This window comes from Streptomyces sp. SA15, from assembly GCF_002291145.1.
Taxonomy (GTDB): Bacteria; Actinomycetota; Actinomycetes; order Streptomycetales; family Streptomycetaceae; genus Streptomyces.
Genome location: NZ_NTGE01000096.1, coordinates 17,330 through 31,647, shown reverse-complemented (window position 1 = coordinate 31,647; position 14,318 = coordinate 17,330). Strand labels below are relative to the sequence as shown.

Genomic DNA, 14,318 nt, shown 5'->3' with positions numbered 1-14,318 from the left:
ACCGAGGGAGGCCCGCCATGAAGACCCAAGCCTCGGAATTCGACCCCTGGCTGTACTCTCACACGCCCTCCCAGGCCGAGGGCGAGCGTGATGAACCGGCGGAGCTTGCCGCCGAGGAGCAGCACGCAGAGGTCCCCAGGACCGAGCCGTCCCAGGCGGAGGGCGAGCGGGTGGACGACAGCGGGACCGCATGACCGCCGACGAATGATCATGAGCCGCGGACGGCGGAGGCCGGGTTGCCCCTCACACCCGCGACCCGCCATGGCGTGCCCGCGCGCCGCGGACGGCGCTCAGCAGGCCGTCCCAGGAGTGCTGGAACTTCTGGATGCCCTCGGTCTCCAGGACCTGGACCACACCGGCATACGAGATGCCCGACTTCTTGATCGCATCGAGGTCGGCGCGGGCCTGCTCGTGAGTGCCCGCGACGGTGTTGCCGGTGATCCGACCGTGATCGGCGGTGGCCTGCAGGGTGGCCTCGGGCATGGTGTTGACGGTGCCGGGTGCGACCAGCTCGGTGACGTAAAAGGTGTCCGGGTAGGCCGGGTCCTTCACACCCGTGGAGGCCCACAGGGGGCGCTGCTTGTCGGCACCCGCCTTCTCCAGGGCGTTCCAGCGGTCGGAAGGTGCCGTCGCCCCGTCGGCCGAGCCGAAGACCTCCTCGTACGCCCGGTAGGCGAGGCGGGCGTTGGCGACGGCGGCCTTGCCGCGAAGTGCCCTGGCCTGCGGGGTGCCCAGGGCGTCGAGTCGCTTGTCGATCTCGGTGTCCACACGGGAGATGAAGAAGGACGCGACCGAGTGGATACGCGAGAGGTCGAGGCCCTTGTCGCGCGCTTTCTCCAGGCCGCACAGGTACGCGTCCATGACCTCGCGGTAGCGCTCCAGCGAGAAGATCAGCGTGACGTTGACGCTGATGCCGGTGGCGATCGTCTCGGTGATGGCCACAAGGCCCGCCTTGGTGGCCGGGATCTTGATCAGGGTGTTGGGACGGTCGATCAGCCAGGCGAGATGTCCGGCCTCGGCGATCGTCGCGTCTGTGCCGTGCGCGAGCCGGGGGTCGACCTCGATGGAGACCCATCCGTCCTTGCCCCCGGTGGTCTCGAAGACCGGCCGCAGGAGATCGGCCGCGTCCCGCACGTCCGCGGCGGTGATCATGCGTACGGCCTCGGACACCGTGACCCCGCGCAGGGCCATGTCGTGGAAGCGGTCCAGGTAGTCGTCGCCGTCGCCGATCGCCTGTTGGAAGATCGTCGGGTTCGTGGTGACTCCTGTGACGTGCCGATGGTCGATGAGCTCGGCGAGGTTGCCGGACGTGATCCGCTTGCGGGAGAGGTCGTCCAGCCAGATCGCGACGCCTTCCTCGGAGAGGCGCTTGAGCGCGTTGTCAGTCATGGTGCGTCTCCTGCTTCCCGGGCGCCGGTCACTTGCCCCAGAGCTTCCGGTATGCCTCGCGGTATCCGTTGGGGTCCCAGGAGGACTTGCCGCCGCTGTTGTCGGCCGTGGTGATGTGGACCGGAGCGACGTAACCGCTGGCGGGCTTGCCGGCGAAGGCGCGGTTGAACTCGTCGACGATCTGCCAGCCCTGCTCGGACAGCGGCTCAGGAACCGTCGCCGCCTGGAACTGCTTGCTGTTGATGCGCTGGAAGGCGGACGGGTCGCCGTCACCGGCGCCGATGTTGAACGGGGCTCCGTTGCCCTGCTTGCCCGCCGCCCGCAGCGACGGGGCGGCGTCGGCGAAGTAGAGATCGTTGATCGCGATGGAGTTCGTCCACTTGGTGCCGTAGCGGGAGACGAGGGCGGACACCTCCTGCGGGGTGCGGTTGCTGGCGTCGGCGATGGGGATGTTGGACGTCGTCAGGACCTTGACGTCGGAGCAGGCGGCGAGTTCCTTCTCGATCAGGTCCGACTTGCCCTTGGCGAACGGGATGGAGGCGTCGGTGAAGACCACCACGCCCGCCCGGCCGTTGGACTGGCTGATGACCCAGTCGGCGCTGATCTTGGCGACGTCCTGGACCCGTGTGGTGACGTTGCTGAAGAGCTTCGGGTTCGTGCTGGGGCCGGGGGCGTCCACGGCGTGCCAGCCGATGAGCGGGATGCCAGCGGTGTTGGCCTGTGCGACCTGCTGCGCGGTCGACTTGGGGTCGAAGCCGGACAGCACGATGCCGGCGGGCTTGACGGCGACGGCCTGACCGAGCGCGGCCTGGATGCCGGCCGGGGTGCCCTGGCCGTCGATGATCCGCACCTTCCAGCCGATGGCCTTGGCGGCCTCCTTGACCCCCTCGGCGGCGCCGGCGACTCCCGGGTTGGTCATGCTCTGGGCGACGTAGACGAGGGTCTTGCCGGGGACCGCCTTGGGGCCCGTGGTCGGGCCGTTCCAAGGGGCGTTGACGTCCTCGGCCGCCTTGACCGCTTTCTTGGCCTTGGCGAGGACGGCGGGGCAGCCGGCCTTCGAGGACGTGACGGTGCCGGCGGAGCCGGCCTCCGAGCCACGGGTGCAGCCCGCGGCGAAGGCGGTGACCAGGGCGAGGGCCGCTACGGCTCTCAGGGGCGCCTTGCGGGTGAGGTGGTACGACACGAGCGTGCTCCTTGCTGACGTACGGGGAAGGCGGTACGGGGAAGGCGGTACGGGGAAGGCGTGGGGTGAGGCGAATGCCCTTCGGGACTGTGCTGACGGGACGGGCGGCATCGTGGGCATCCGGACCGGCAGGCTGCCCGCACCGGCGGCGGGGGCGAGGGCTGGTCGCCGGCGAACGAGGTCGATGACCGGCGGTTCTCAGACCTGGTCCGCTGTCGTGGACGGCGGCCGGGGTTCGGATTCCCCGTCGGATGCGGATGCGGATGCGGGCGCCGACGCGGCAGACGCCGGCGGCTCGGACAGCGACCTGCGCGTGGCGGTGGCACCGGCGCGCAGGCGGCGGCGGGCGGAGTAGCCGGCCAGGCCGACCGCGAGGAGGAGGGTGCCGCCGTTGAACAGGGAGGTGGCCCAGAACTCGGCTCCGAGCTGCTGGATGCCGGCGAGACCGATCGCGAGGATCGCTACGGCCACGACGGTGCCGGCGGCGTTGGCGCGGCCGGGCTTGATGGCGGTGGAGCCGAGCAGCGCGCCGACGAAGGCGGGCAGCAGGTAGTCCATACCGACGCTGGGGTTGCCGATCTGCTGCTGGGCGGCGAGCAGGACTCCGGCGCAGCCGACCACGAGCCCGGACCCGGCGAAGGCGTAGATGCCGTAGCGGCGGGTGGGGATGCCGACCAGGTCGGCGGCTCGCGCGTTGGAGCCGATGACATACAGGTAGCGCCCCAGGGGCAGGCGTTCCAGCAGCAGCCACAGGACGACGGCGAGGCCGAGGACGTAGAAGGCGGGCACCGGCAGGCCCAGGAACTTGGAGTCGTACAGGTCCGTGAAGGCCGGGGGCAGTCCCTGCGGGCCGGGGACGATGCGGGCGCCGTCGGTGATCCAGCCGGTGAAGGCGTAGAGCACGCTGCCGGTGCCGAGGGTGGCGATGAACGAGTCGATCCGGGCGAACTCGACCAGCAGCCCGTTGAACACGCCGACGAGGCCGCCGCCGGCGATGACGACCAGGCAGGCCACCGGCCAGGGCCAGCCGCTGTGGACGATGAGTTGCATCGCCAGCACGTGGGCGAAACCGAGGCCGTAGCCGACGGACAGGTCGAACTTGCCGGTGACGATGGGAATCATCGCGCCGAGCGCGAGCATCGCCGGAATCGACTGGTTGGACAGGATCGAGGAGGCGTTGTCCAGGGTGGGGAAGGTGTCCGGCAGGGCGAGGGAGAAGATCAGGAACAGTAGGACGGTGAGGGTGAGCAGGCCGTAGGTGCCGATCAGGTGGCCGCGGAGCCGACCACCGGTGCCTGTGCTGCGGGGAGTGTCGGCGGGGGCGGTGCCGTTCGTGCCGGGACTCATGGGTGCGTTCTTGCCGCCGCCGGTCGTGGACCGCCGCGCGCGGCGAGAGGATTCGGTGTCGGTGGCCATCAGTGGGTGCCCGTTCCGGTCAGCGCCGGCATGGCCGACGCGGCATGGGTGAGTTCGGTGACGGTGAGGGCTTCGCCGGACAGTTCCGCCGTCACGCCGCCCCGTACGAAGACCAGGGCGCGGTGGCACACGTCGGCGACCTCCTCGAAGTCGGTGGAGATGAGCAGGACGGCGAGTCCTTCGGCGAGGGCGTCGTCGAGGAGCCGGTAGATCTCGGCCTTGGCGCCGACGTCGACTCCCGCGGTCGGCTCCTCGAGGATCACCACGCGGCGGCTCAGGCGCAGCCAGCGGCCGATCATGACCTTCTGCTGGTTGCCTCCGGACAGGGTCGCTATCGGCGCCTCTGGGTCGGCGGGGCGTACTCCGAAGCGCTCGACGAGTGACGTGGCCTCGACGCGTTCGCGCGCCGGGCTGATCCAGCGCCATGGTGAGCGGGCGTCGGCGCGGGGGTTGGCCAGGAAGTTCTCCCGCACGGTGAGTTCGAGGGCGCAGCCCTCCTCCTGGCGGTTGCTGGTGACGAAGCCGACTCCCGCGTCGACTGCGGCGGCGACCGATCCGGGGCGGTACGGGCTGCCGTCGAGCAGGACCTCGCCGCCGGTGAGGGGCCGGGCTCCGGCAAGGGCACGGCCGAGATCCATGTGGCCGGCTCCGGTGAGGCCGACCATGCCGAGGACCTCCCCGGCGCGCAGTTCCAGGTCGACGGGGCCGATGCCCTCGGTGGTGGCGCCGGTCAGGCGCAGCACGGTGGAGGCGGGAGCGCCCGTGGTGCGGGGGGAGGGCGGCCGGTGGCTCTCCGGCTCGTGGCCGACGATGTCGTGGACGATCCGGTCGGGGCCGTGGTCCGCGAGGAGGCCCTGGCTGATCAGGTGGCCGTCGCGCAGGACGGCGAAGCGGTCGGCGACCTGGTAGACCTCGTCGAGGCGGTGGCTGACGTAGACGATGGCGTGGCCGCGGTCGCGCAGGGTGTGCAGGACGTCGAAGAGCCGGGCGCAGTCCGCGGCGGGCAGGCTGGCGGTGGGTTCGTCGAGGACGATGAGGCGGGCGCGGGTGGACAGCGCGCGGGCGATGGCGACGAGGGAGCGTTCGGCGCGGGTGAGGTCGGCGACGGCCGCGTCGGGGTCGAGGTGGCCGGCGACGATCCGCAGGGCCTCGGTGCAGCGCCGGCGTACCTGCCGCCAGGAGACGAGTCCGGCGCGGCGGGGGTAGCCGGTGCCCAGGGCGACGTTCTCGGCCACCGTCATCCATTCGACCAGGCCCAGGTCCTGGTGGATGAAGGACATCTCGATGGACGCGGCGTCGCTGCCCAGGGGATGGTCGGCCACGGTGACCTGGCCTTCGTCGGCGCGGTAGACCCCGGCAAGGATCTTGATGAGGGTGGATTTTCCGGCGCCGTTGTGCCCCAACAGGGCGAGGACACTGCCTGGGTGGATGTCGAGGTCGACGTCGGCGAGGGCGAGGGTGCCGCCGAACCGCTTGCGCAGTCCGCGGATCGTCACCAGCGGGCGGGAGACCGCGAGGCCGTCAGGCGTCGGAGGGCTGGGGGCTGTGTCGTCGGGAGTGTCGTTCACGGACTTCTCCGGGGAATCTGCAGGCCGAGGACCACTCCATCGGCTCGACCAGAATCCTGAACTCCTCACAGCATGCTGGTCAATACTCCCGCTGGCATTTATTGCCCCAAAGTTACGGCGGCCGTACGGAAAGGTTCCGTACGGCCGACGTCACGCCACGATCGCCCGCCGGGCCCCGTCCACGCGGAACGGGCCCGGCTCAAACTCATCCGCTGCCCGTGGACACCCCCTGCGGGAGCATGGGGTTCTCCAATCCCGCCGCGATGGCGCGCAGGTCTTTCAGCAGCGCCTCGCGGAACTCGTCGTCGAGCCGCGCCTTGAGCACGGTGACGCTGATCGCGAAGGGCGACGAGTCGGTGCGGAACCCCCTGACCGGTACGGCCAGGCAGACGATGCCGGCCCCTGCCTCTTCGTCGTCGACGGCGTAGCCCCGCTCCCGGCTCGCCGCCAGGTCCTGAAGCAGCGCGGGCACCGAGGTGATGGACCGGTCGCTGAGCGCGGGCAGGGTGCGCCCGCGCAGGCGGTCCTCGGCCACCGCCGGGTCCAGGGTGGACAGGATGGCCTTCCCGGTCGCCGTGCAGTTCGCGGGGAAACGGTCGCCGATGTTGGCGGTGAGCCGCAGCGGCTGGGTGCCGTCGTACCTGGCCAGGTACAGCACGTCCAGGCCGTCCAGGACGGCGACCCGGGCGGTCTCCCGGGAGATGTGCGCGCTGCGCCGGCACAGCTCGTAGAAGTCGCGCAGCTGGTCCACCGTGGACAGGTAGCGGCCACCCAGCTCCACCAGCTTGCGCCCCAGGCTGAAGCCCGTTCCGTTGCGGGTGATCATGCCCGCCGCCTCCAGGGAGGCACAGAGGTTCCCCGTCGAGGACTTCGGCAGGCCCAGGGCTCGCGCGATCTCACTGACCGACAGCGGGCGGCCCTCCGCCTCACCGAGCGTGTCCAGGATCGCCACGGCCCGCGTCACCGCCGGGACAAGACTTCCCGGGTCGCTTGCGCTCACCGTCAACTCCACCCATCATTCTGTTCGTCGTTCAGCATGTTGTTATTGTCCATCGTGTGTCCCCGAACGACAATGCCGTCGGCGCACGCTTTGCCGTCGAGTCTCGCCGAGATTCCCGACCGTAGCGCGCCTTCCGGGCCGGCCGACGACACCCTCCGAGCCTTGGAGCGCTGAGCAGCACATGACCAGCAGCCCGACCGATTCCCCGCCTCCCCCTCCGGTTCCGGATAACGGACCCCGTCTGTCACGCGAGGAGTTCGACTCCCTCTTCGACACCGTACGGACCTGGGGCCGTTGGACCCCCGCCGACCGCGGCGCGTGGAACCGGGTCACCCCGGCCCACGTCCAGCGTGCCACCGCCCTGGTCCGCAGCGGCACCACCGTCCCGATGGCCCTGCCCTGGAACACGGTGCCCGGCCCGGACAACGGCAAGCCCGCCCTGCACTACATGTCCGACCTCGGCGACGTCGAGGCCCCCGAGCCGTCCTGTCACAAGGACTTCATCGCCGTCGACTACCACGGCAAGGGCGTCAGCCACCTCGACGCGCTCTCCCACATCGCCTACCGCGGGCAGCTCTACGACGGCCGCACCGCTCGCGAGGTCGTCGACGCGGCCGGCGCCCACTTCGGCGCCGTCTCCGCCCTGGGCCCCCTCGTCACCAGGGGCGTTCTGATCGACCTGCCCATCGTCCTCGGCACCGACTGGCTGGAGCCCGGCACCGCCGTGCACGCCGACGACGTACTCGCCGCCGAGAAGGCGCTCGGGGTGAGCATCGGCGAGGGCGACGCGGTCCTGCTGCGCTCCGGTCACTTCCGGCGCCGTGCCGAACTCGGCGCGTGGAACCCCGACAACGCCAGCGCCGGCTTCCACGTCGACGCCGTACCCCTGCTGGCCGAGCGGGGGATCGCCCTGCTCGGCGGCGACGGCGACAGCGACGTACGGCCCTCCCCGGTCGAGGGGCTGCACTCCCCCGTGCACGCCCTCGCCCTCACGGCCATGGGCGTACCCCTGCTCGACAACCTCGACCTGGAGGCGCTGTCCACCGCCTGCGCGGCTCAGGGCCGCTACGAGTTCCTGCTCGTCGTGGCGCCGCTGAACGTCCCCGGCGGCACGGGCTCGCCCGTCAACCCGGTGGCGGTGCTGTGATGGCGGGCCCCGGGCCGGTCGACGGCCGGTTCACCGTCGGTGTCAGCCGCGACTTCCTCGACACGGACGGACGCAACGTGTGGGGCGACATCCGGCTGAGTGAGCTGGACGCCGCCGGGATCGACTGGCACTACCTTCCGCGCGACACCGACGAACTCCTCGCCACGGACATCGACGGTCTGGACGCCGTCCTGTTCGCCGCCCCCGCCGTCACCGCCCGCACGTTCACGGGCCTCACCAGACCCCCGCTGCTCTTCGCCCGCTTCGGAGTCGGTTACGACAGCGTCGACCTCGACGCCTGCACGCGGCACGGCGCCCTGGTGACCATCACCCCGGACGGCGCCCGGCGACCCGTCGCCACCGCCGCCCTCACGATGTTGCTGGCCGTCCTGCACAACGTCCCCGCCAAGGACCGGCTGGTACGTGAGGGACGCTGGTCCGAGAGGGAGCAGTGGATGGGGCTCGGGCTCACCGGCCGCCGCGTCGGCCTGCTCGGACTCGGCAACACCGCCCGCGATCTGGTCGGGCTGCTGCGGCCGTTCGAGGTCGAGGTCATCGCCTACGACCCCTACTGCCCGGCGGAGACCGCCCGGGAACTCGGCGTACGTCTCGTCGACGCCGACGCCGTGATGGCCGAAGCCGACGCGGTGATCGTGATGTGCGTGCTGACCGATGAGACCCGCCATCTGGTCGACGCCCGGCGGCTGTCCCTGATGAAGCCTTCGGCCGTGCTGCTCAACGTCGCCCGCGGTCCCATCGTCGACGAGACGGCGCTGATCGAGGCGCTGCGCGCCGGGCGCGTCCGCGGGGCGGGACTGGACGTGTTCGAGAGCGAGCCGCCCGGCCTCGACAACCCGTTGCTGGGCATGGACAACGTCGTCCTCAGCCCGCACAGCCTGGCGTGGACGGACGAGATGTCCGCCGGGAACGGAGGCAGCGCGGTGCGGGCCATCCTCGACGTGGCGACAGGCAGGCTGCCGCGCTTCGTCGTCAACCGGGACGTGCTCGGCCATCCGGGCCTCTCCGAGCGGCTGGGCGTGCCGACGCGGTACGGACGCGCGGAGGTCCGCACATGACCGTCCCATCCACCCGGCCCGGAACGGTCGGCTTCATGGGGCTCGGCGCCATGGGCCTGCCGATGGCGGCCAACCTCGCCGAGGCAGGTTTCGACGTCCTCGCCTGGAACCGCGGCCGTCCGGCGCTCGACGCGGCCGTCGCCGCCGGCTGCCGTGCCGCGGAGCGTCCCGCCCAGGTGGCGGCCACGGCCCCGGTCGTCCTCACCATGCTTCCCGACCTGCCACAGGTCAGGGAGGTCCTGGACGGACTGCTGGAGGACACGGACCCGGTCATGGACACCCTCGTCGTGATGGGCACCGTCTCCCCGGTCGCCGTCCGAGCCCTGAGCGACGAGCTGCGCCCCCGCGGAATCGCGGTCGTCGACGCGCCTGTGAGCGGTGGGGTGACCGGCGCCCGCGACGCCACCTTGTCGATCATGGCGGGCGGGGCGGAGGACACCGTCGCACGCGTCCGCCCGTACCTGGCCGCGATGGCCTCGACCGTCCGCCGCATGGGCGACGCCGGAGCCGGATCGCTCGCCAAGGCGTGCAACCAGCTCGTAGTCGCCGGAACCCTGGTCGCCCTCGCCGAGGCCGTCGTGCTCGGCGAACGCGGCGGACTCGAACCGGCCGCGCTGCTGGAGGTGCTGGCAGGCGGCCTCGCCTCCTCGGAGGTGCTCGCGCAGAAGCACCACCACCTCGCCGACGGCGACTTCACGCCCTCCGGACCCGCGCGCTACCTCCACAAGGACCTCGGCTTCGTCCTGCACAGCGCCGCCGACGCGCGGATCTCGCTGCCGCTGTCCGCCACCGTCGCCCGGCTCTACGCGGCGGTCGACGCCCGGGGCCTCGGCGACCTGGACAACAGCGTCGTCCTCCAACTGCTCCGCGACGGCCACGGGTTCGACGGCCACCGCCCTCACCCGCACCACACCACCACGAAGGACTGAACCATGCAGGCAGGAATCGTCGGACTCGGACGCATGGGCGGCAACATGGCTGCCCGCTGGCGCGACCACGGCCACCAGGTGGTCGGCTACAGCCGCACCTCCCCCGACCGTGACGTCAGCTCCCTGGAGGAACTGGTCGGCAAGCTGGCCGCCCCGCGCGTGGTGTGGTTGATGCTGCCCGCCGGCGACCCGACCCGCGAGGCGCTGCGTCACCTGTCCGGCCTGCTCTCCCGGGGCGATGTGATCGTCGAGGGCGGCAACTCCCGCTTCAGCGACGACACCGAGCATGCCCGGATGCTCGCCGAGCACGGCGTCGGATACGTGGACTGCGGTGTCAGCGGCGGCGTCTGGGGCCGGGAGAACGGATACGCCGTGATGTGCGGCGGCGCGGACGAGCACGTCCGGCGGGTGTGGCCGCTGCTGGAGTCGCTCGCCCCGGAACAGGACGGCATCTGCCACGCCGGCCCGGTGGGCGCCGGCCACTACGCCAAGATGGTCCACAACGGCATCGAGTACGGCATGATGCAGGCCCTCGCCGAGGGCTACGAGCTGCTGGAGGCCAGCGAGTACGTTCCGGACGTGCCGAAGGTGCTCGCCTCCTGGCGGCACGGCACGGTCGTACGCTCCTGGCTGCTCGACCTCCTCGTACGCGCACTGGAGCAGGACTCCGGGCTGGCCGGTCTCTCCGGCCGGGTCGACGACTCCGGCGAGGGCCGCTGGACGGTCGAGGAGGCGGTACGCCTGGCGGTTTCCGCCCCGGCCATGACCGCCGCGCTCTTCGCCCGCTTCGCCTCCCGCAAGCCGGACGCCGCCCAACTGAAGGCATTGGCCGCGATGCGGCAGCAGTTCGGCGGGCACGCCGTGCACGCAGCCCCGGTCTCCTCCGGCGGCAACGGCTGAGCCCGGTCCGGCCGCACGGCCGGACCACGCCGCCGGGGCAGACCACCGCGGCCCGTCGGGTGACCGCCCGACGGGCCGCGGGCCCCACGCCGATGGACACCGGCCGCCGACGACGCGAAGGACATGACTGACGAGATGTACGGCAACCAGGCGGACAGCGGACACGGCACCGGTGAGGTACCTGACGAGGGCTCGTCGCTGAGCCGCCGCAGCTTCCTCGCCACCACGACGGCGGTGGTCACGGCGGGCGGCGCGGTGACGGTCGCCGCCGCATCCCCCGGGCACCCGGCTCCGGACAGCGGGCCTGCGAATCCCCCGAGCCGGTCCGCCCCGGGCCTGCACGGCCCTGACACCCCCACCCACCGGACCCTCACCCCCTTCCTGGACCCGCTGCCCGTCCCCCCAACCGCCCGGAAAACCCGCGTCGACGGCATCTCGCACGTCACCGTCCGGATGCGCGCGACGACAACGCGGCTGCACTCCCAGCTGCCGCCCACCCCCGTCTGGGCGTACGACGGCCTGGTGCCGGGCCCCACGATCGAGGTGCGCCGGGGCGAGAGGCTCCACGTCACTTGGGTCAGCGATCTCTCCGGGGACTTGCCCGTGACGGTGGTCGAGGTGCCCGCCACCACGACGACACCGGCGGTCTGGGACCAGCCGGGCCGGAGCGGTGGCACGCCCCGTGCGGATGTCGCGGAGCTCCGGCCGTGGACCGTGGTGCATCTGCACGGTGCGCTCACCGGCAGCGGCAACGACGGGTGGCCCGAGAACGGGATCGCGCCGGGAAGGTCACAACTGTCCGAGTACGCCAACGACCAGCCGGCGACCGCCCTCTTCTACCACGACCACGCCATGAACATCACCCGGTGGAACGTGATGGCCGGCCTGTCCGGGCTGTACCTGATACGGGACGAGGAGGAGGACGCCCTCGGCCTGCCCAGCGGCCCGTACGAGGTGCCGCTGCTCATCGCGGACCGCAATCTGGACACCGACGCCGACGGCCGGCTCACCGGGCACCTGCTGCACAAGACGGCCGTCGTCCATCGCGAACCGCTCCTTCAGATGCGCGCCTTCACCGGACCGTTCACACAGGTCAACGGAGTCATCTGGCCGCATCTGCGGGTGGCGCCCCGCTGGTACCGGTTCCGCGTCGTCAACGGCGCCAACACCCGCCAGTTCCGGCTGCGGCTGACCGACGAGGACGGGCGGCCCGTGCCGGCCGGCACCGTCCACCAGATCGGCACGGACCACGGGCTACTGACCGAGCCGGTGGCGCTGGAGGACGACGGGCTCACGCTGGGCGCCGCCGAACGCGCCGACCTGCTGGTCGACTTCTCGGCGTTCCGCGGGAAGCGGCTGCGGCTGGTGAACACCAACGCCAACCCCGACCCGGGCCCATGGCCCCAGGTGATGGAGTTCCGGGTGGACGGCCGTCCCGCGCACGCCCCGTTCACCCTGCCCCGGACACTGAGTGGCACCCCGGGCGCCGCGCCCGACCGTCCCGCGCAGGACCGGCTCGTGGTGCTCACCCCCATGGGCCCCGGCCAGGCCCTGTGCTGGGAGATGGAGCGCACCGAGGCACCCTCCGGCCGGCTTCCCGTCGACGGCATCGTGCAGATCCGGGAGGACGACGGCAGCGTGACGACGTACCGCCGCGCGGCCGCGGACTTCTACGACCCGGTGCGCTTCTTCGTCCGGACCCGGAGCTGGGAACGCTGGCGGTTCCTGCACGCGGCCCCCTCGGGCTGGCCGCACCCCATGCACCTCCACGCCACCAGCTTCCGGGTGAGGAGCCGGGAGACCTACGACGTCGGCGGCTTCACCTCGTTCGCCCTGCCCGGTGGCGGCATCGGCTGCGGCACCGCCACCCCGCTTCGCCGGACCGGAGCGGCCGGGGTTCCGCCGGGCGAGCGCGGCTGGAAGGACACCGTACGGGTCGGGGCCGGGGAACTCGTCACGGTCGACGGGTACTTCGGTGACTCGGCCGGGAAGTTCGTCTACCACTGCCACATGTTCGAACACGAGGACATGGGCATGATGCGGCAGTTCGTGGTCCTCCCCGACCAGATCACGCGGTGGGGAGCATCCATGGACATGCCGTCCGCCCCCGGCGACGGTGGCATGGGGACGCAGGCGGAGACGCACAGGTGACCGGGCGGGACCGGGGGCCGGCACTGCTGGTGGCCGGGGCGTTCTTCATGGAGAACCTGGACGCCACCATCATCTCCACGGCCGCCCCCGACATGGCCGCGTCCTTCGGAACGAAGCCGGAGGCCATCGGCGTCACCATGACGGCGTATGTCGTGGCGCTGGCCGTGTTCATCCCCGTGAGCGGCTGGGCCGCCGACCGCTGGGGCACCCGCCGGGTCTTCGCCTGGGCGATCGGAGTGTTCACCGTCGCCTCGGCGCTGTGCGCGGCGGCCGACGGCCTGACCGGACTGGTCCTGACGCGGGTGCTGCAGGGCATCGGCGGGGCCATGATGGTGCCCGTCGGGCGGCTGGCCGTCCTGCGCACCACCAGCAAGCCGGACCTGCTGCGGGCGATCGCCTGGCTCACCTGGCCGGGCTTGCTCGCGCCGGTGCTCGCGCCCGCGCTCGGCGGCCTGTTCACCACGTACGCCTCCTGGCGCTGGATCTTCCTGGTGAACGTGCCGCTGGGCGTGGTGGCGCTGCCCGCCGCGCTGTGGCTGATCCCCGATCTGCGGCGGGAGGAGCCGCGCAGGCTCGACTGGGCGGGGTTCGTCCTCGCGGGGGCCGGGCTGGCCGCTCTGGTACTCGGCCTGGAGCTGCTCGGCGGCCCGCCGGCCGGCTGGGGAACGGCGGTCCTCTGGCTCGGCGCCGGGCTGCTGGCCTCCGGGCTGACGGTCCGTCACCTGCTGCGGTCCCGCCGCCCTCTGCTGGATCTGGCCACGTTCCAGGTGGTCACCTTCCGGGTGTCGAACGCGGGCGGCGCCCTGTTCCGTGCCGCGATCAGCGCCGCGCCCTTCCTGCTGCCGCTGATGTTCCAGCAGGCCCTGGGCTGGAGCGCGGCACGGGCCGGGCTCGTACTCACCGCGGTGTTCGCGGGAAACATCGCCGTCAAACCGTTCACGACTCCGCTGCTGCGCCGCTTCGGCTTCCGCACGGTGCTCGTGGTCAACGGCGCGGCGACGGCCGTGACGTTCCTGCTGTGCGGCCTGCTCGGCCCCGGTACGCCCCTGGCTCTGGTGGTGGCCGTGCTGTTCGTCAGCGGCGTGTGCCGGTCCGTCTCGCTCAGCGCGTACGCCACGGTCGGCTTCGCGGACATCGAGCCGGAGCGGACGGCGGACGCCAACGCCCTGTCGAGCGCCGTGCAGCAGTTGGCCACCGGGCTGGGCATCGCCCTGGCCGCGCTGGGCATGCGCGCGTCCGGTCCCCTCGCCTCGCTGCTCGGCCTGGACGGCCCTACGGCGGCCTACGCGGTGGCGTTCGGGCTCCTCGCCGTGCTGCCGCTGGCCTGCGTCGCCGAAGCGTTGCGGCTGCCACGGGATGCGGGGGCGCTGGTCACCGGGCCGGTTCCGGCCCGCGCGGGGCGTCCTTCCGCTCCGTCGTCCCGGTCCGGGCAGTCTGTGGACCGAAGCGGAACGTGACCGTCGTGCCGGCTCTCTCAGGCATGGGGGACGGACGGCAAGTTCCTCTGTCCGGTCGGCCGGTTGGCCCCGCTGGATGCGCTGGATGCGCTGGATACGCTG

General features: G+C 71.9%; 12 protein-coding genes. 7 read left to right on the top strand and 5 right to left on the bottom strand.

All coding sequences use genetic code 11. The features are described 5' to 3' along the window. Positions 1-17 precede the first annotated feature (17 nt). The gene (locus CLM62_RS50100; protein WP_179382148.1) at positions 18-194 is read left to right on the top strand and encodes a hypothetical protein; all 177 of its coding nucleotides are present in this window, start codon (positions 18-20) and stop codon (positions 192-194) included. 49 nt (positions 195-243) lie between these two features. Here the strand turns inward: CLM62_RS50100 and tal are convergent, their stop codons facing one another. The 5 genes from tal to CLM62_RS19265 form a co-directional block, all read right to left on the bottom strand. Continuing rightward, complete coding sequence (gene tal, locus CLM62_RS19285) at positions 244-1,389, bottom strand: transaldolase (RefSeq protein WP_095751137.1); 1,146 nt, start codon at positions 1,387-1,389, stop codon at positions 244-246. Positions 1,390-1,417: 28 nt separating this feature from the next. Then, complete coding sequence (locus tag CLM62_RS19280; protein WP_179382147.1) at positions 1,418-2,572, bottom strand: substrate-binding domain-containing protein; 1,155 nt, start codon at positions 2,570-2,572, stop codon at positions 1,418-1,420. 198 nt (positions 2,573-2,770) lie between these two features. After that, the gene (locus CLM62_RS19275; RefSeq protein ID WP_373559161.1) at positions 2,771-3,919 is read right to left on the bottom strand and encodes an ABC transporter permease; all 1,149 of its coding nucleotides are present in this window, start codon (positions 3,917-3,919) and stop codon (positions 2,771-2,773) included. A gap of 68 nt (positions 3,920-3,987) precedes the next feature. Beyond that, complete coding sequence (locus tag CLM62_RS19270) at positions 3,988-5,556, bottom strand: sugar ABC transporter ATP-binding protein (protein ID WP_095751134.1); 1,569 nt, start codon at positions 5,554-5,556, stop codon at positions 3,988-3,990. 205 nt (positions 5,557-5,761) lie between these two features. Further along, a complete protein-coding gene (locus CLM62_RS19265; RefSeq protein WP_257003922.1) occupies positions 5,762-6,556 on the bottom strand; it encodes an IclR family transcriptional regulator in 795 nt (264 codons plus the stop codon). Between the two features lie 181 nt (positions 6,557-6,737). Between CLM62_RS19265 and CLM62_RS19260 the strand changes: the two genes are divergently transcribed. The 6 genes from CLM62_RS19260 (at position 6,738) to CLM62_RS19235 (ending at position 14,216) form a co-directional block, all read left to right on the top strand. Further along, complete coding sequence (locus tag CLM62_RS19260) at positions 6,738-7,703, top strand: cyclase family protein (protein WP_095751132.1); 966 nt, start codon at positions 6,738-6,740, stop codon at positions 7,701-7,703. Continuing rightward, positions 7,703-8,779 (top strand): NAD(P)-dependent oxidoreductase, encoded by a 1,077-nt coding sequence (locus CLM62_RS19255; RefSeq protein ID WP_095751131.1) that lies wholly within the window; start codon positions 7,703-7,705, stop codon positions 8,777-8,779. The genes CLM62_RS19260 and CLM62_RS19255 overlap by 1 nt, the downstream gene beginning before the upstream one ends. Then, the gene (locus CLM62_RS19250; RefSeq protein ID WP_095751130.1) at positions 8,776-9,708 is read left to right on the top strand and encodes an NAD(P)-dependent oxidoreductase; all 933 of its coding nucleotides are present in this window, start codon (positions 8,776-8,778) and stop codon (positions 9,706-9,708) included. The genes CLM62_RS19255 and CLM62_RS19250 overlap by 4 nt, the downstream gene beginning before the upstream one ends. Positions 9,709-9,711: 3 nt before the next feature. Next, positions 9,712-10,608, top strand: a complete 897-nt coding sequence (gene gnd, locus CLM62_RS19245; protein ID WP_095751129.1) for a phosphogluconate dehydrogenase (NAD(+)-dependent, decarboxylating) — start codon at positions 9,712-9,714, stop codon at positions 10,606-10,608. 123 nt (positions 10,609-10,731) lie between these two features. Continuing rightward, positions 10,732-12,759, top strand: coding sequence for a multicopper oxidase family protein (locus tag CLM62_RS19240; RefSeq protein ID WP_257003921.1), 2,028 nt, complete (start codon positions 10,732-10,734; stop codon positions 12,757-12,759). Beyond that, positions 12,756-14,216, top strand: coding sequence for an MFS transporter (locus CLM62_RS19235; protein ID WP_218835608.1), 1,461 nt, complete (start codon positions 12,756-12,758; stop codon positions 14,214-14,216). Before CLM62_RS19240 ends, CLM62_RS19235 begins: the two co-directional genes overlap by 4 nt. The last annotated feature ends 102 nt before the right edge of the window (positions 14,217-14,318 follow it).